The organism is Streptomyces inhibens (genome assembly GCF_022221585.1).
GTDB lineage: Bacteria > Actinomycetota > Actinomycetes > Streptomycetales > Streptomycetaceae > Streptomyces > Streptomyces inhibens.
Map to the genome: position 1 here is coordinate 6,053,784 of NZ_CP084681.1, position 17,161 is coordinate 6,070,944.

The 17,161-nt window shown below is 72.0% G+C and carries 13 protein-coding genes and 1 riboswitch; of the genes, 6 read left to right on the forward strand and 7 right to left on the reverse strand.

What is annotated here, in order from left to right; genetic code table 11:
* The first annotated feature begins 61 nt into the window (after positions 1-61).
* The 3 genes from KI385_RS27615 (at position 62) to KI385_RS27625 (ending at position 3,549) form a co-directional block, all read left to right on the forward strand.
* On the forward strand, positions 62-1,360 hold the full coding sequence (locus KI385_RS27615) for an ATP-binding protein (protein ID WP_238574873.1): 1,299 nt from the start codon (positions 62-64) through the stop codon (positions 1,358-1,360).
* An 89-nt stretch (positions 1,361-1,449) separates the two neighbouring features.
* On the forward strand, positions 1,450-2,163 hold the full coding sequence (locus KI385_RS27620) for a LuxR C-terminal-related transcriptional regulator (RefSeq protein WP_238577863.1): 714 nt from the start codon (positions 1,450-1,452) through the stop codon (positions 2,161-2,163).
* Positions 2,164-2,424: 261 nt separating this feature from the next.
* Positions 2,425-3,549, forward strand: coding sequence for an alpha/beta hydrolase (locus KI385_RS27625; RefSeq protein ID WP_238574874.1), 1,125 nt, complete (start codon positions 2,425-2,427; stop codon positions 3,547-3,549).
* Positions 3,550-3,555: 6 nt separating this feature from the next.
* Here the strand turns inward: KI385_RS27625 and KI385_RS27630 are convergent, their stop codons facing one another.
* Both KI385_RS27630 and KI385_RS27635 read right to left on the reverse strand, forming a co-directional pair.
* Entirely contained in the window at positions 3,556-3,789 is a 234-nt protein-coding gene (locus KI385_RS27630; protein ID WP_238574875.1) for an ester cyclase, read from the reverse strand.
* A gap of 149 nt (positions 3,790-3,938) precedes the next feature.
* Positions 3,939-5,084 carry a C40 family peptidase gene (locus KI385_RS27635; protein ID WP_238574876.1) on the reverse strand — a complete coding sequence of 382 codons (1,146 nt, stop codon included), beginning with the start codon at positions 5,082-5,084 and terminating at the stop codon, positions 3,939-3,941.
* Between the two features lie 324 nt (positions 5,085-5,408).
* Here KI385_RS27635 and KI385_RS27640 point away from each other — a divergent pair, with 324 nt between their 5' ends.
* Positions 5,409-5,762: a hypothetical protein gene (locus tag KI385_RS27640; protein ID WP_238574877.1), complete on the forward strand. Its 354-nt coding sequence runs from the start codon at positions 5,409-5,411 to the stop codon at positions 5,760-5,762.
* A 134-nt stretch (positions 5,763-5,896) separates the two neighbouring features.
* Here KI385_RS27640 and KI385_RS27645 read toward each other — a convergent pair whose 3' ends face one another.
* Positions 5,897-7,051: a C40 family peptidase gene (locus KI385_RS27645; RefSeq protein WP_238574878.1), complete on the reverse strand. Its 1,155-nt coding sequence runs from the start codon at positions 7,049-7,051 to the stop codon at positions 5,897-5,899.
* A 7-nt stretch (positions 7,052-7,058) separates the two neighbouring features.
* A riboswitch (cyclic di-AMP (ydaO/yuaA leader) is annotated at positions 7,059-7,228 on the reverse strand.
* A 305-nt stretch (positions 7,229-7,533) separates the two neighbouring features.
* Here KI385_RS27645 and pcrA point away from each other — a divergent pair.
* A complete protein-coding gene (pcrA, locus tag KI385_RS27650) occupies positions 7,534-10,014 on the forward strand; it encodes a DNA helicase PcrA (RefSeq protein ID WP_238574879.1) in 2,481 nt (826 codons plus the stop codon).
* A 59-nt stretch (positions 10,015-10,073) separates the two neighbouring features.
* Here pcrA and KI385_RS27655 read toward each other — a convergent pair whose 3' ends face one another.
* Positions 10,074-11,900: a M23 family metallopeptidase gene (locus tag KI385_RS27655; protein WP_238574880.1), complete on the reverse strand. Its 1,827-nt coding sequence runs from the start codon at positions 11,898-11,900 to the stop codon at positions 10,074-10,076.
* A gap of 250 nt (positions 11,901-12,150) precedes the next feature.
* The gene (locus tag KI385_RS27660; RefSeq protein WP_238577864.1) at positions 12,151-13,029 is read right to left on the reverse strand and encodes an esterase/lipase family protein; all 879 of its coding nucleotides are present in this window, start codon (positions 13,027-13,029) and stop codon (positions 12,151-12,153) included.
* 420 nt (positions 13,030-13,449) lie between these two features.
* Between KI385_RS27660 and KI385_RS27665 the strand changes: the two genes are divergently transcribed.
* Entirely contained in the window at positions 13,450-13,908 is a 459-nt protein-coding gene (locus KI385_RS27665; protein WP_238574881.1) for a cobalamin B12-binding domain-containing protein, read from the forward strand.
* A 44-nt stretch (positions 13,909-13,952) separates the two neighbouring features.
* On the opposite strand, the gene KI385_RS27670 is transcribed toward KI385_RS27665, so the two are convergent.
* Complete coding sequence (locus KI385_RS27670) at positions 13,953-15,704, reverse strand: DUF5691 domain-containing protein (RefSeq protein WP_425356963.1); 1,752 nt, start codon at positions 15,702-15,704, stop codon at positions 13,953-13,955.
* Between the two features lie 92 nt (positions 15,705-15,796).
* A complete protein-coding gene (locus KI385_RS27675; RefSeq protein ID WP_238574882.1) occupies positions 15,797-17,161 on the reverse strand; it encodes an SWIM zinc finger family protein in 1,365 nt (454 codons plus the stop codon).

Sequence of the window (17,161 nt, forward strand, 5' to 3'; positions counted from 1 at the left end):
GGGACGGGTTCAGGGTCGACCCTGATGCCCCGGGCCCGCACGGCGTGTGACGATCGGGGACATGACCACAGCGCCACCCCGCGCCGAGACGGCCTACGCCCCGGCGCCGGACCCCGACGACCCGCCCGTGCGCAAGCTCTACCGCAGCGCCGACGGGCGGTTGCTCGGTGGCGTCGCGCGCGGTCTCGCCGGGCATCTCGGACTGCCGGTCTCCTGGGTCCGGATCGTCTTCGTGGCCCTCTTCATGGCCGACGGCATGGGCGCCCTGCTGTATGCCGCGTTCTGGTTCTTCGTCCCGCTGGGCGTCGGCGGCGTGGAGCCACGGCACCTGGCCCCGGGCGACGAGAAGCGGCGGCGGCTGGCCCGCAGGCCCGACAAGGGGCAGGTCTTCGCGCTGATCGCGCTGCTGATCGGTGCCGCGATCGTCGCCTCCAGGTTCCAGCTGGGTCAGGCCAACGGCTATCTCTGGCCGGTGCTGCTGATCGGCGCCGGTGTCGCCCTGGTGTGGCGCCAGGCGGACAACTCCCGCCGCGCCCAGTGGCTGGAGCTCGGCCGCCGCAAGGGGCTGCTGCCGATGCTGCGCGGCGCGGCCGGTGTGCTGCTGGTCTGTGTCGGCGTGACCGGCATCGTCGTGCTGCAGGGCTCGGTGCGGCATCTCGGCTCGGTGCTGCAGGCCTCGCTCGCCGTCGTCGTCGGCATCGCGCTGCTGGCCGGCCCCTATCTCGTACGGATGGCCCAGGACCTCTCCGAGGAGCGGCTGATGCGCATCCGTGCCCAGGAGCGCGCCGAGGTGGCCGCCCATGTTCATGACTCCGTCCTGCACACCCTCACCCTGATCCAGCGCAACGCCGACGACGCCCGGGAGGTGGCGCGGCTGGCCCGCGCCCAGGAACGTGAGCTGCGCGCCTGGCTCTACAAACCCGAGGGCCGCGGCAAGGACGAGGACGAGGAAGCGGCCACCCTGGCGGAGGCGGTCCGCAAGTCCGCCGCCGAGGTGGAGGACCACCACGGCGTCCCGATCGAGGTCGTGGTCGTCGGCGACTGCCCGTTGGACGAGGTGCTGGGCGCCCAGATGCAGGCCGCACGCGAGGCGATGGTCAATGCCGCCAAGTACGGTGGCGAGGGCGGCCCGGTGCAGGTGTTCGCCGAGGTGGAGGGCCGTACGGTCTTTGTCTCGGTGCGCGACCGCGGCCCCGGATTCGATCTGGATGCGGTCCCCGCGGACCGGATGGGCGTACGGGAATCCATCATCGGCCGGATGGAGCGCCACGGCGGCACCGCCCGGCTGCGCTCCGCCCCCGACGGCGGCACCGTCGTCGAGCTGGAGGTGGAGCGCACCGCGCAGGAGCGTGACGCATGACGGGGCAGGGCGAGGGGCGGCCGGCGGCGACACCGCGGGCCGGGGCACGGGATGATGACGGGCCAGACACCGAGGGACGGGCGGAAGAGATGAGCAGCGAGGGCGCACAGCAGGGCGAGACCGGCGGCGGGACGGCCGAGGGCCGGACCGTCCGTGTCGTGCTGGTCGACGACCACCGGATGTTCCGTACGGGCGTCCAGGCCGAGATCGGTGAGACCGGGCGCACCGGCGTCGAGGTGGTCGGCGAGGCCGCCGACGTCGACCAGGCCGTCACGGTCATCACGGCCACCCGCCCCGAGGTCGTCCTCCTGGACGTCCATCTCCCCGGTGGCGGCGGGGTCGAGGTGCTGCGTCGCTGCGCCGCGATGATGGCCGACGCCGAGCGCCCGGTCCGCTTCCTCGCGCTGTCGGTCTCCGACGCGGCCGAGGACGTCATCGGCGTCATCCGTGGCGGCGCGCGCGGCTATGTCACCAAGACGATCACCGGCGCGGACCTGGTCAACGCGATCTTCCGGGTCGCCGACGGCGACGCCGTCTTCTCGCCCCGGCTCGCCGGCTTCGTCCTGGACGCTTTCGCCTCGACGGATGCCCCGCCGATCGACGAGGACCTGGACCGCCTCACCCAGCGCGAGCGCGAGGTGCTGCGGCTGATCGCCCGCGGCTATGCGTACAAGGAGATCGCCAAGCAGCTGTTCATCTCCGTGAAGACGGTCGAATCGCATGTCTCCGCGGTGCTCAGAAAGCTCCAGCTCTCCAACCGCCATGAGCTGACCCGCTGGGCCACGGCCCGGCGGCTGGTCTGACCTGCGACGTCGGGATCCGCTCCGCGCAGGCCCCGCGCCCGGCCGCGCGGCGCGGATCCCGTTGACGAGCGGCCGGAGGGCGAGGGCACGGGGCCCGGGCACGAGGGGGTAAAGCCGAGGGACGAGGTCGCAAAGAACGACCAAAGACGGGCAACCAGGACCGCGCGGATCGCCATCTAAGGGCGCGGAGAGGCTCACTGCCGAAGGCGGGGGCGGAACCACCCCCACGTCCTTCGCGTATGTCCTGGAAACGAGATCCCGATGAGCCTGACGGGCACGCCCTTCTTCCTCACCTCGATCGCGCTGCTGATCGTCGCCGTGGTGCTGCCGCTCGCCGTATGGAGCCGGATAGCCGGACCGCGGCTGGTCCGCACCGTCGCCCGGCTGCTGATGCTGGTGTTCGCCCAGATCACGGCCATCACCGTGGTCTTCGTCCTGGTCAACAACGCCAACAATCTCTACGACACCTGGGGCGATCTGCTCGGCACCGACAGCCATGTCGAGGCGGCCAAGGATCTCGGCCCCGACGGGATGGGCGGGCAGCAGATCAAGAACCGGCCCAAGCAGCTCCAGCGGTTCCGCCCGGCCGATGACGCGAGGATGGGCGCCGGTGTCACGATGACCGACCTCAGGGGCCGGATCTCGGGTGTGCTGGGCGAGGTGTACGTATGGCTGCCGCCGCAGTACAACGACCCCGCCTACCGGAACAAGAAGTTCCCGGTGGTCGAGCTGCTGCCCGGCTACCCCGGTTCGTCGAAGGCCTGGTTCGGGTCGCTGCACGTGGGCGAGCAGCTCGGGCCGCTGATGCAGCGCGGCGCGATCAAGCCGTTCATCCTGGTGGCGCCGCGTACCAATATCCTCACCGGCGCCGACACCGGTTGCGTCAACATCCCCGGGAAGGTCAACGCCGACAGCTGGCTGACCGTCGACGTACGCCAGATGATCGTCGACAACTTCCGGGCCGGCGACAAGCCGGACTCCTGGGCGCTGGCCGGCTATTCGGCCGGCGCGCACTGCGCCACCAAGCTCGCGCTGTCCCACCCGGACCGCTACCGCGCCGCGGTCGCCATGTCCGGCTACAACGACCCGGCGCTGGAGCCGGACTCGCTCGCCGGCAAGGACCCCAAGCTGCGTATCGAGTCCAACCCGATGCACATCCTGAAGTCCGCCAACGCCGCCGGTAGGCCGCCGCGTACGGCGCTGTATGTGTCGGGCGCCGCGGGCGACGGCTACCAGGCGGGCATCGGACTGCGTCAGCTCGCGAAGCGCCCGACGACGGTGACCGTGCAGCAGATCTCGGCGCTCGCGGGCGGCCACACCACGGCGGTGTGGCGGCAGCAGGTGCCGGAGATCTTCCGGTGGTTCGGGACGCAGCTCAGGGGCTGAGATCCGTCACGCGGCACCGTCGGCATCCGCCGCGGCGTCCAGCGCAGGCACCACGCCCAGCTGCTGGAACAGCTCCAGCGTGTTCAGTTCGTCCCAGTGCTCGGCGAACATGCCGTCCGCCACACGCCAGATGTCGATGGAGCGCATCTCGATGCTCCGGCCGGTCGCGGGTATCCCGAGGAACGGTCCGGTGTGGGTGCCGCGGCAGACGAAGCGCCCGACCACCCGGTCGCCGGCCACCACGAGGTCCTTGGTTAGCGTTGCTAACTCTACTAGCAACGCTAACTCGCATGGCCCTGTCCTGCAGTAGCAATGCTTCAATAGCTAGCTTTGCTAGCGCCGAATTGTGTGCCGGAGGTGCCGGAGGCGCTGCGCCCGTACGCAGACCCCTACGCGGGCCGGGTCGCCGCCGCGAACGGCATCTGGTCGATCGGTGCGATCCGTACCGGCGCACCCGGATGCGGAGCGTGGATCATCTTGCCGTCACCGATGTAGAGCCCCACATGGCTGATGCCCGAGTAGAAGAACACCAGGTCTCCGGGGGCCAGTTGGGACCGGTCGATACGTGGCCCGGAGCTGACCTGGGTGTAGGTCGTACGGGGCAGGGAGACGCCGCCGGACTTCCAGGCGGCCTGGGTCAGGCCCGAGCAGTCGTATGCGGAGGGGCCGGTAGCGCCCCAGACGTACGGCTTGCCGAGTGCGCCGTACGCGAAGGAAACGGCCTGCGCGGCACGGGCGTTGGGAGCCTGCGCGGATGCCGCAGCGGCGGCCCCCGAGCCGGTGGGGACCCCGCCGAGGAGGCCGTCACCGCGCCCCGCCCCCCGGTCCGCACGGCCGTCGGCCGCCCCGCCCCGGGAGCCGTCCCGGCCCGCCATCCGCCGCCGCTGCTCCGCAGTCAGCCGGTCGAGCAGCTGCTCCGCGGCGTCCAGCTTCCGCACGATGGTGACCCGGTGCTTCTTCAGCGCGGTCTCGGTGCCCACCAGCCGCTCCGCGGTGTCCTCGGCCCGCTGCCGGACCTGCCGTACGCTGCCGAGCCGGCGCGCGTAACCGGCCACCGCGGTCGCCTGGTGGCTGCCCGTACGCTCCAGGACCGCGGCGCCGTCCAGATAGCGCTGCGGATCGGCGGACAACAGCAGCCGTACGGTGGGGTCCACGCCGCCGGAGCGGTACTGGCTTGCGGCCATGGTGCCCAGTTCGCCGCGGGCGGCGTTCAGTTTCCGGGTCCTGCGGGCGGCCTCGTCCTGCAGTCCGCTCAGCTCCTGGCGTGCCGTATCGGCGGCTTCCTTCGCACCGTTGTACTTCTGCGTGGCCACCTCTGCCTCCTGGTACAGCGCGTCGACCCGGCCCTTGACCTGGGCGGGGGTGGGCTCGGGTACGGCCTGGCCGGTGCCGTCGAAGGTGGTGGCGGTGGCGGCACCCGCGAGGGCCAGGGTGGCGGCCGTACGGGCGGTGCGCGCGCTGCGCGAGCCGCCTCCGGTGAGCGAGGCGAGCGGATGCTGCCTGGGCTTGCGGTGCGAGGCCACGGTGGCCGTCACTTCCTTCCCTTCGGGCCCTGGGTCCGGAGGCGGTCCGCAACGGGGGAGCGGACCGCCGCCGGACCTCTCGGCGGGGCGGTCGACGAAACGCCGGTGTGGAGCCCGGCGTTGGCGGGGAGTCGACCGCTTGGAGGAGGACGCTAAGCCTGGGCGCCACGGAGGTGAGTCCGCTTGCGCGGCATTGCCCGCTTTCGACCGCTGCCGGTACGCGGGTGACCGCGGCGCCGCGGGCGCACGGCCGGGAGCGGTCTGCCGTGACCGATGCGGCGATTGTCGGCGCCCTGCCTGAAGGGCCGTGCTATGCGGCGGCTACGATCCAGCACTATGGACGTAGTAATCAATATCTTCGTCGGCCTGCACATCATCGGCATCGCCTCCCTGCTGGGCGGCTTTCTGACCCAGATGAAGGCGATGAGCGCGGGCACCGCCCGCTTCGTGCCGGCCATGCTGCACGGCGCGCTGACGATGCTGGTCACCGGCATCGTGCTGGTCGGCCTCAACCAGGCCCAGGACCACCCCGTCAACAACATCAAGATCGGCATCAAGATGGCCGTTCTGGTGGTGATCCTGGCGCTGGTCTACGTCAAGCGGGACGAGGAGAAGGTCGACAAGCCGCTGTTCGGCGCGGTCGGCGCACTCACGATCGCCAACATCTTCATCGCGGTGCTCTGGACCTGAGCCGCCGGTACCACCACGGCACCACTACGGCACACCGCGCGGGCATCGCGCTCCGGACTCCGGAGGCGACGGCCGCGCGGTGGCGTGTGGGGGGTGGCCGTGGGGGGTGGCCTTGTGGGGGAGCGGGGCCGGGCTCAGGCCGGGCGGACGCTCCCGTAGATCGGCATGTAGTAGATCGACTCCTCCCGGACGTTGGCACCCGGGTGCGGCGCGTGGATCATCTTGCCGCCGCCTATGTACATGCCTACGTGGCTGATGTCGTCATAGAAGAACACCAGGTCACCGGGCTTGAGATCGCTGGTCGCCACCCGCTGGCCGACCTTGACCTGGTCCCAGGTCGTGCGCGGCAGATCGACCCCGGCCGCCTTCCACGCCGCCTGCGTCAGCCCCGAGCAGTCGTAGGAGGTGGGGCCGGTCGCGCCCCAGACGTACGGCTTGCCGATCTGGGCGCGGGCGAAGGCGAGCGCCTTCTCGGCCTTGGTGGTGGACGAGTCGCCGGTCGAGCCGCCGTCCGTCGAGCCACCACCGGTCTGGCCGCCGGTGGAGCCGCCGCCGTCCTGCTGCTGCTGCTGACGCTCCCGCTCCTGCTGCCGGCGCGCCTCCTCCTCGGCCTTGCGCTTGGCCGCCGCCTCCTTCTGGCGCTCCAGCTCCGCCAGCCGCGCCTTCTCCTGGGCGGTCAGCCGGGACAGCAGCTGCCGGGCCTCGGCCAGCTTGTCCTGGACGGCACGCTTGGACTCCTTCAGGGAGGCCTGCGACGTCTGCAGCTGCTCCAGGCTGCGGGTCGCCTCGGCCCGCTGCCGGGTGGCCGCCGCCTGCTGCTCCTGGTAGTCGGTGACCGCCTGCTTTTGCCGACCGGTCAGCCGCTCCATCAGGTGGTTGCGGTCGACGAACTGCTGCGGGTCCTTGGCGAGCATCAGCTGCGCCGTCGGGTTCATGCCGCCGGTGCGGTACTGCGCCGAGGCGAACATGCCCAGCTCGCGCCGGGATTCGTTCATCTTCTCCGCGCGCTTGGCGGCGGCGTTCAGCAGGCCGTCCACGGTGTCGCGCTGATGATCGGCGTGCTCCTTGGCCGCGTTGTACTTCTGGGTGGCCACCTCGGCCTGGCGGTAGAGGCCGTCGACCTTCTGCTTGACCTCTTCGATGGTGGGCTTGGGCGCGCTGGGGGCCGCGTCGGCGGACTGCGAGAGCAGGGTGACCGAGGCGAGGGCGGCGGTGGTGAACCCGGCCGCCGCACGACGACTCCCGGGGGAGGTGAGGACGCTGGTGCGCGGCTTGCGATGGGACGCCAAGGCCGGCAACTCCTTCCGTGGACCGCCTACCGGGTTAGCTGTCGGGTTCGGGCGGGTGTCGCTGACGGAAGGCTTGCCCTACGGTCCGGACGTCTGCTGGCGCAGTCGTACGGATCGATTCACCCCATTGGTGCTGGTGGGTCCCCGGCTCCGGGTGCCTGGCGGCAGGGCCGGACTCGGCGCGGGCGGCCCGTGCGGACGCGGTCGTCCGCGGGGAGGCGGGCTGCCTGAGCGAGGACGTTAGCCAACTCGTGTGGCTCCTGTGAAGGCTGATGTTCGATATGCCCGAAACCTTTTCGTGACCTGAACGCGATGAGGGGCTCCTTGTGGCAGATGTCGGATTCGGGTAGGTGGGTGCGCGCCCCGGCCGACGCGCGGACGGCCCCCTGACCAGCCACAGCGCCGCGGCCCGCCCCGCACGAGGCCGACTATCGCCCACTCCGCAGCACGCTGTCGGTGCGGCGGCCTAGACTCGGTGGGCGATGAGCAGCCTCTTTGACGACAGCTTCCTGGCGGACCTCGGCCACAAGGGCGAGGAGGAGCACCCGCCACCTCCCGAGGACGAGCACGGCCCGGCCCCGGAGGAGATCCCCGCCGACCTCTTCGGCGGGAAGTTCGACGCGCCCGTGCCCAGGGAGGCGTACTACCGCGACGGCGCCGCCCGCCCGCCCGTCGACGCGGCGGCGCTGCTGGAGGGGCTCAACGACGAGCAGAAGGCCGCCGTGGTGCACACGGGCAGCCCGCTGCTGATCGTCGCCGGCGCCGGCTCCGGCAAGACCCGGGTGCTGACCCACCGCATCGCGCATCTGCTCGCCGAGCGCCATGTCCACCCCGGCCAGATCCTCGCGATCACCTTCACCAACAAGGCCGCCGGTGAGATGAAGGAGCGCGTCGAGGAGCTGGTCGGCCCGCGTGCCAACGCCATGTGGGTCTCCACCTTCCACAGCGCCTGCGTACGGATCCTGCGCCGCGAGTCCAAGAAGCTGGGCTTCACGTCCTCCTTCTCGATCTACGACGCCGCCGATTCGAAGCGCCTGATGGCCCTGGTCTGCCGCGACCTGGACCTGGACCCCAAGCGCTTCCCGCCCAAGTCCTTCAGCGCGAAGATCTCCAACCTCAAGAACGAGCTTATCGACGAGGAGACCTTCGCCGGGACGGCGGCCGACGGTTTCGAGAAGACTCTGGCCGAGGCGTATGCGATGTACCAGGCGCGGCTGCGCGAGGCCAACGCCCTGGACTTCGACGACATCATCATGACGACGGTCAATCTGCTCCAGGCCTTCCCGGATGTCGCCGAGCACTACCGCCGCCGCTTCCGCCACGTCCTCGTCGACGAGTACCAGGACACCAACCACGCCCAGTACACCCTCGTCCGCGAGCTGGTCGGCCCTGGTACGGCCGAGATGCCCGCCGCCGAGCTGTGCGTCGTCGGTGACGCCGACCAGTCGATCTACGCGTTCCGCGGCGCCACGATCCGCAACATCCTCCAGTTCGAGGAGGACTACCCGGACGCCACGACGATCCTGCTGGAGCAGAACTACCGCTCCAGCCAGACCATCCTGTCCGCCGCCAACGCCGTCATCGAGCGCAACGAGAACCGCCGCCCCAAGAACCTCTGGACGGACGCCGGCGCCGGCCCCAAGATCACCGGCTATGTCGCCGACACCGAGCACGACGAGGCGCAGTTCGTCGCCGACGAGATCGACCGGCTGACGGACGCCGGCGACTCCAAGGCCGGCGATGTCGCCGTCTTCTACCGCACCAACGCCCAGTCCCGTGTCTTCGAAGAGATCTTCATCCGGGTCGGGCTGCCCTACAAGGTCGTCGGCGGTGTGCGCTTCTACGAGCGCAAGGAGGTCCGCGACGTCCTGGCGTATCTGCGGGTGCTCGCCAACCCCGAGGACACCGTCCCGCTGCGCCGGATCCTCAACGTCCCCAAGCGCGGGATCGGCGAGCGCGCCGAGGCGATGATCGACGCCCTCTCCTCCCGCGAGAAGATCACCTTCCCGCAGGCGCTGCGCCGGGTCGACGAGGCGTACGGCATGGCCGCCCGCTCGACCAACGCCGTCAAGCGCTTCAACGTCCTCATGGAGGAGCTGCGCACGATCGTCGAGTCCGGCGCCGGGCCCGCCACCATCCTGGAAGCCGTCCTGGAGCGTACGGGCTACCTCGCCGAACTCCAGGCCTCCACCGACCCGCAGGACGAGACCCGGATCGAGAACCTCCAGGAACTCGCCGCCGTGGCCCTGGAGTTCGAGCAGGACCGGGAGGAGGCGAACCCCGGCACGCTCTCCGACTTCCTGGAGCAGGTCGCCCTGGTCGCCGACTCCGACCAGATCCCCGACGAGGACGAGGACGGCAGCGGCGTGATCACCCTCATGACGCTGCACACCGCCAAGGGCCTGGAGTTCCCGGTCGTCTTCCTGACCGGCCTGGAGGACGGCGTCTTCCCGCACATGCGCTCGTTGGGCCAGACCAAGGAGCTGGAGGAGGAGCGCCGGCTGGCCTATGTCGGCATCACCCGCGCCCGCGAGCGGCTGTACGTCACCCGCTCGACGATGCGCAGCGCCTGGGGCCAGCCCTCGTACAACCCGCCCTCCCGGTTCCTGGAGGAGATCCCGGACGACTATGTCGAGTGGAAGCGCACCGGCGCCGCGACGCCGTCCGCCTCGATGGGCGGCCTGAAGGCGGGCAGCGGGAGCGGTGGCGGCTTCGGCGGGGGCATCGGAGCCACGCTGTCGTCGGCCCGCTCCAAGGGCCCGAGCGGCTTTGCGACCCGCCGTGCCACGGACCGCCAGGTGGCCTCGCTGGCCGTCGGCGACCGCGTTACCCACGACAGCTTCGGGCTCGGCACGGTCGTCGGCGTCAAGGGCAGCGGCGACAACGCCGAGGCGACGATCGACTTCGGCGGCGAGAAGCCGAAGCGGCTGCTGCTGCGCTATGCGCCGGTGGAGAAGCTGTAGGAGCGGTCGGCGCCGGGCGGAGCGGGGACGCCCGGCGCGCGGGAACCGTACGGCGGCGGTCAGTTCGGGTTGAGACCGTGGCTGCGCAGCCAGGGCAGCGGGTCGACCGCCGAGCCGCCGCCGGGGCGCACCTCGAAGTGCAGATGCGGGCCCGTGGAATTGCCGGAGTTGCCCGAATACGCAATCTGGTCACCGGCCTTGACCGACCCGGACCGGATCTTGGTGCTGCTCAGATGGCAGTACCACGTCTCGGTGCCGTCGGGCGCGGTCACGATCGCCATGTTGCCGTAGGCGGAGTTCCACTGGGTGCGTACGGTGCCGTCGGTGGCGGCCATGACGGGGGTGCCGTAGCTGACCGGGAAGTCGATGCCGGTGTGCACGGACATCCAGTTCACCCCGGCCTGGCCGAAGAGCGCGCTCAGCCCGTGCTGGGTGACCGGCAGCACGAACTTGGGCCGCATGGCCTCCTTGCGGGCCGCCTCCTCCGCCTTGCGCTTACGCTCCAGCGCCTGGCGTTCCTTGAGGTCGATCCGCTCCTGGGTGCGGCTGGCCCGGTCACGGAAGTCATCGGCGCTGGCGCTGAGTCCGGCGAGCTGGGTGTCGAGCTTGTTGTTGGCCGCGGACGGTTTGACGGCGCCGGGGTCGGCCGCGGCCTGGGTGGTCGAGTCGCTCTTGTCGTCCCCGCCGACTCCGGCGACGGCCGCGGCGGCCACGGCGCACACGCCCATGGCGGCGACCGAGGGCACGGCGACCGTCAGCAGCGCCGACCGCTTCGCCGGGCGTCGCCGGCCGCGGCCACGGACGGCCTTGCCGGCGCTCGGCCCGTCGACCCGACGGCCGGCGGGGGCGGCGACCGCGGTGGTGATCGGCATGGCCTGCGTCATGGCGTCGGCCACGGCGGCGGCGTCGCCGGCCGCGTCGGGGTGGCCGGAGTCGCGGGTCTCGCCGGAGGAGCCGTCGTCGGACTCGTGCTCACCGGCGAGCGGCTGGTCGGCGTCGTGCCGGCCGGTGTCGTACGGGCCGATGTCGAGTCGGCCGGTGCCGTACCGGGTGCTCTCGTCCCAAGTGGTGCTGTCCCACTGGACGGTGTCTTCCGGGGGCGGGCCGGCCTGTGTCGGGATGGCGGCGATCAGCTGCTGGTCGGTGGTCGACCAGATCGCCGTGGCCTCGTAGCTCGCGGTCTCCTCGACCGCGGTGGCCTGATGGCCGATGGTGCCGTAGGTGGCGGTCGGCTCGTAGGCGCCGGTGGTCTCGTAGGCACCGGGCGCCTCATAGGTGCCCGTGGCATAACTGCCGGTGTCATACCCGCCGGTGGGGAAGCTCCCGGTGTCATAGCCGCCGTGCCCGTAGGAGGTGGCTTCGTACGCGGTCGCCTCGTACCCGGGAGATGCGTACGTGGCCGAGTCGTATGCGGGCGCTTCCTGCACCGGCGACTCGTAGGCGGTGTGCGCGTACGGGTCGTAACCGGCGGCGGCCGACTGCGGGTCGGCGACGGCGTAGGAGCCGGTGTCGTACGTACCGGTGTCCCACTGCGCCGAGGCGAAGCTGCCGGTGTCATAGGCGCCGGTGTCATGGCCGTGGCCCGCCGGGTAAGTCCCCATGTCGTACGCATCGGTGCGGTAGCCGCCCGTGCCGTACGCGCCTGCCCCATATGTGCTGTGCGCACCGGTGTCGTACATCCCGGTGTCGTATGTGCCGGTGTCGTACATCCCCGTCTCGTGCGAGCCGGGGAGTGAACCGAAGAGGGGGTCGCCGTCGCCGTATTCGGCGCTGACGGACGGGGACTGCTGCTGCCCGTAGGAGTCGTAGGCCGGATAGTGCGCATACGAGGCGTCGGAAGTGGAGCCGGTCGGAGGTTGGGCCCCCGATGGGTGACGGTCGTTCACCAACTTCTCTTTCGCCTCGGCAGCAGGAGAATTAGCGGCGACTGTACCCGGCAGTACGCGACGGCGACAATCTTCAACCGGTTTTGGGCTCGGCGAGACCGGGCATTTGGCCGCCTTTCGGTGGCCCGCATGCGAGTTCTTGGCACCCCGTTCGAAGAGTGTTCGAGTGCGCGTCAAGATCGTGTCGTCTGCGCGACGCGGTTTCGGCGTCGCGGGAGGGCGGGGTCGGGCCGGTGGTGCGGACCGGGGGTCAGGCCACCGAGATGGCGTCCGCTGCCCCTTCCGCCGTCTCCGCCGAGGCCAGCGCTTCCCGTATTCCGGCCGCGACCGTGCCGTTGACCGGTAGGGCGAGATGTCCGACACCTGCGACCTGCACGTTGTACGCGATCAAATCCGGGTGATCGATTCTGGCCGTCGTGGCCGGAATCATCACCTGGTCCTCCTCGCTCCAGAAAGCGACGAACTGCGTGCGGCAATTCGGTGCCGGGAGCGACAACTCCGCTATCACCTCGGAATCGGGGCGCATCTGGCGGACGATCGGGTGCGCCGACATCAGAGGCGCGATGCGGGTGCCGGAGTGCGGGGTGCCGAGCGTGATCACCGTACGGACGCGGGTGTCGCCGCCGAGCCGCTGCACGTAGTAACGGGCGATGAGCCCGCCGAGACTGTGGCCCACGATGTCCACCCGGCGATGACCGGTGCGCAGGCACACCTCCTCCACATGGCGGCTCAGCAACTCGGCCGCCTTACGGAGATCGCAGGTCAGCGGGGAGTAGTTGAGCGCCTCGACACGTCGCCAGCCGTGCCGGTGCAGCGAGCGGCGCAGCAGCATGAAGACCGAGCGGTTGTCGATGAAGCCGTGGAGCAGAAGGACGGGCGGATGGGCCCGGCCCTCGGTCGGGAGAAGCGGTGGGGGGTCGGGGGCGGCGGGCCGGGTCGGCGACGATGCCGGGCCCGCCGCGGCGGGCCCTCCTGCGGGCCGTGGCACGGGTCGTTCCTGGGAGATGCCGGTCGGGTAGAGGAGGAGATGGCCGGCGAGGACCGCCAGGTCCACGACGGTGCTGCGGAGGAAGAGGGAAGAGGTGCGGGTGGGGAGCAGGCGCGCGCACTGAAGGGGTGTGGCGAGCATGCGCGCGACCAGAAGTGGTGCGGAGAGAAAAGGCAGGGCCTGCATGGCCGACCTCCCGAACGGCACGCGGGAGGCGGCTCCGACCCCCGTGTGCCCTCGTGGGAAGCCATGAGCGGCGAGGCGGGCACGCGGCGTGCCCGCCCTGATGCGCGCCCGGCGGCGCGGTGGCCCTACTGCGGCTCCCCGTGCGCCCGGTCCGCGCGCACTGATCCGCCCGGCCACGGCGGCACGACACGCGGAACGCGGCGCGTAGCGAACGTGTCCCATGTGTGATTTCCCCCTCCCCGGATGTCACGAAACGGCTGGCGTGCGCGATGCTGGCGATAACGTTCGTTCACGCTCGTGGCCGCCGGATCGCGGTCGCGCGATCGATTGTCGGCTCGGCGGCACCACCGTGCCGTGCATGGCTTGGAGGCAGTGATGAGTGTGGCTCGGCAGGACGGGGCGCAAGCGGGGAGCCAGGGCGCGGCAGGCAGGTCGGGGCCGATCCGTGTGGTGGTGGCCAAGCCGGGGCTGGACGGGCACGACCGGGGCGCCAAGGTCATCGCACGGGCGCTGCGCGACGCCGGTATGGAGGTGATCTACACCGGGCTGCACCAGACCCCGGAGCAGATCGTCGACACCGCGATCCAGGAGGACGCCGACGCGATCGGGCTGTCCATCCTCTCCGGCGCGCACAACACCCTCTTCGCGAAGGTCATCGCCCTCCTTGAGGAGCGGGACGCGGCGGACATCAAGGTCTTCGGCGGCGGCATCATCCCCGAGGCGGACATCCCCCCGCTCAAGGAACTGGGTGTCGCGGAGATCTTCACGCCGGGCGCGACCACCGCGTCGATCGTGGAGTGGGTCCATGCGCATGTGCGCTCGCTGGCGGTCTGAGACGCCGGGGAGCGGATGACCGGGGACGGCCGGGGCGCGGAGGGTCATGGCGCGGTCCGGCCGCCGGGCGGAGGGGTGAGTTCGGCACGCATCGTGGCGCGTAGCCGGAGTGTGCCGACCAGGCGCTGGAACGCCTCGGACCAGTAGCCGCCGGAGCCCGGTGAGGCGCCCTCCGGCTCGTCCGTGACCGCGGTGAGCATGTCGAGACGGTCCGCCGCCGCCGGGTCCAGGCAGCGCTCGGCCAGGCCCATCACCCCGCTGAAGCTCCAGGGATAGCTGCCCGCGTCCCGGGCGATGTCCAGGGCGTCGACGACGGAGCGGCCCAGCGGCTCGGCCCAGGGGACCGCGCACACGCCGAGCATCCGGAAGGCGTCCGAGAGGCCGTGCGCGGCGATGAACTCCGCCACCCACCCGGCCCGTTCGTCATCGGGCAGCACGGTCAGCAGCTTCGTCAGGTCCCGGGTCGAGCCGGCCGGCGCGACCTCGGCGGCATGGGACGGCGCGCCCGGCGCGCCCAGCAGCGCCCTTGCCCAGTCGGCGTTCCGCTGGCGCACGGCGGCGCGGGACCAGGCGTCGTGCAACTCGGTCCGCCAGTCGTCGGCCACCGGGAGCGCGACGATCGCCGCCGGGTCGCGGCCCGCGAACCGTTCGTGCCAGCCTTCGAGCGGTGCCGCCTCCACCAACTGGCCCAGCCACCAGGACCGTTCGCCCCGTCCGGACGGCGGCTTGGGAGTGACGCCGTCCCGCTGCATCCCCGCATCGCACTCGTGCGGCGCCTCGACGACGATCGCCGCCGGGTCGGCCGTGCGGTCCAGGCCGATGCACGTACGGGCACGCCGGGCCATACGGGCCGCGAGCGCGGAGCCGGGGAGCGCGGAGAGCAGCTCGGCGGCCGTGGCGCGGACATTGCGGCTGCGGTCGGACAGCGCCTGTTCGAGGAAGGGCTCATCGGCCGCCGAGAGGCCCTCGCGCAGCGAGTCGAGGAACATCAGACGGTCCTCGGCCCGCTCCGTGGACCACGTCGTGACCAGCAGCGCCAGGCCGGCCTGCGGATCGCGGCGGCGCAGCGCCGTCAGCAGCGCGACCCGTTCGGCGAACAGGCCCTCCTCCCACCGGAGCCGGACCTCCTCGGGGTCGTCGGCGCCGGGCGGTGCGGCCGGGCCTCCGATCCCGCGGAGCGCGAACTTCCATTCGTCGTTGAGCCGCGCCAGCCACACGGCGCGCGGTCCCGCCAGGGCGAGCGCGGCGGGTCGCAGGTCCGTACGGGCCCGGGCGGCGTCGAGCAGCGCGGGCAGCAGTGCCTCCGGGGCGCGATAGCCGTACCCCTCGGCGGCGGCCAGCCACTGGGGCAGCAGCTCGGTGAGGTCGGGGGTCGTGCCGCGGCGGCTGCCGCCTCCGGCGCCGCCGCGGTCGGCGAGCAGCAGGGACAGTCTGCGGCGCGCGGCCGGCGGCAACGGGGGCCGCGGGTCGGCCGGGGCCGGGACGGGCCGCTCACCGGCCGGCGCGGGGCGCAGCGCGGCGCGCCGGCGCACCGTGCTCACCGCGGCCGCGTCCAGCAGCGCGGACGCGGCGCCCTGCCCGGACCGCACCGCCACCGGCGGCATCCGCCGCTCGGTGCCGAGCAGCGCCGCGCTCACGAGATCGGGCCAGGGGGCCGGAGCGGTCGGGGTGGCGGCGGTCGGGGTCGCGGTCGGGGTGGCGGTCAGGGTGGTGGGCGAAGGGGCTGTGGTGGTGTCGGCGGTGGTTCGGGTGGTGCCGGGGCCGGGGCCGGGGCCGGTGTCGATGGAGTTCGTCATGCCCTTCCTCCAGGCATCGATGGTGTGCACGGGACAGGCGGCCGGGCGGGCCGTCTCGCCGGGGGACCGGGGGCCGGGGACCCAGGGCCGCGTCACAGCGACACCGGGGTGGGGTCCCAGGCGGTCAGCGGCAGGAAGCCGCGGTGGCCGCATTCGCCGAAGACCGTGATCGGCGAGCCACCCGATATGGCGGCCAGCTGCCACAGGCTCGTACGGCCGAGACAGCGCGGGTCCAGCGGGAGCGCCGACTCCCCGTCCGCATCGGCCAGTTGCCAGCCCGCTCCGTCGCGGCCCGGTATCGGCGTGACGTCGGCGAGCACCACCGGCCAGGAATCCAGCCAGGGGTCGTCGCGCAGCGCATCGCCGTACGCGGCCAGGGCGGCATCGACACCGCAGCCGGGCGGCACCGGCCCCGGGGCCGCCGGAGCGTGCCGCTCGCCGAGCGCGGCACGCAGCGGGCGGGCGCCCGGGTAGTAGGCGAGGTCCGCGTCGAGCACCAGGCCGGGCGGCAGGGCCAGGTCGAGGGGGTGGTGGGAAGCGCCGAAGGAGAGGTGCAGCGCCATCCGCCCGGTCCGCTCGCCGCGCAGAAAGATTCTGCGGGTGGTCAACTTGCCGTCCTCGCTGTCCTGTTGGGCGAGCACCAGCCAGCGGTCCCGGACCGTCGCCGCATCGGGGCCGGTCAGCAGGTCCGCCGCCTCCGTGGTCAGCCCGACGCGCGAGCGGACCGTGGCCGCGAGCGGGGCCGGCAGCCGCTCGATGCCGAGGAATCCCTGGTCGAGGAGGTGCAGCAGGGCGCACTCCTCCAGCAGCCGGGCCGGCCAGTCAGGACCGGACGCCACCACCGACCCCAACTCCCGTACCCGCGCGGCGAGTCCCGGAGCCTGGGCATCGACCATACGGGCGGCCGTCTCGTCCCAGGACCCCCTCCCGTCGGCGCGGTCGGCCGAGGCCAGACCGGAGTGCAGCAGATCCTCCAGGCGCTGCTCCAGCTCCGTGGCGCCCGCGCCGATCCGCTGCATCCGGCGCTCCGCCCGCCGCCTGGCGGCCTCCGGATCGGCGGGCACGCGCGACGGGGCGCCGCCGCCCGAGGGCGCGCCCGCCGACCGCTCGGCGCGCTCCCGGCGGCCGGCCAGCCACTCGCCCGCCCACTGTGGCGGCTCCCCGGCCGCCACCGCCCGCTCCTCGCCCGCCCAGAGCAGCAGCAGCCCCAGCGCGTGCTTGCACGGAAACTTACGGCTGGGACAACTGCACTTGAAGGCAGGGCCTTTGATGTCCACGACCGCTTGATACGGCTTCTTGCCGCTGCCCTTGCACTGCCCCCACACCGCACCCTCGTCCGCGCCCGTCTCCGACCACGGACCGGGCGCCGCGAGCCTGCCGCCCGCTTTACGTGATGCCTCGTCAGGCGCCAGCGCGAGCACCTGATCCGTCGTCCAGCGTTCCCCCTGCGGATTCAT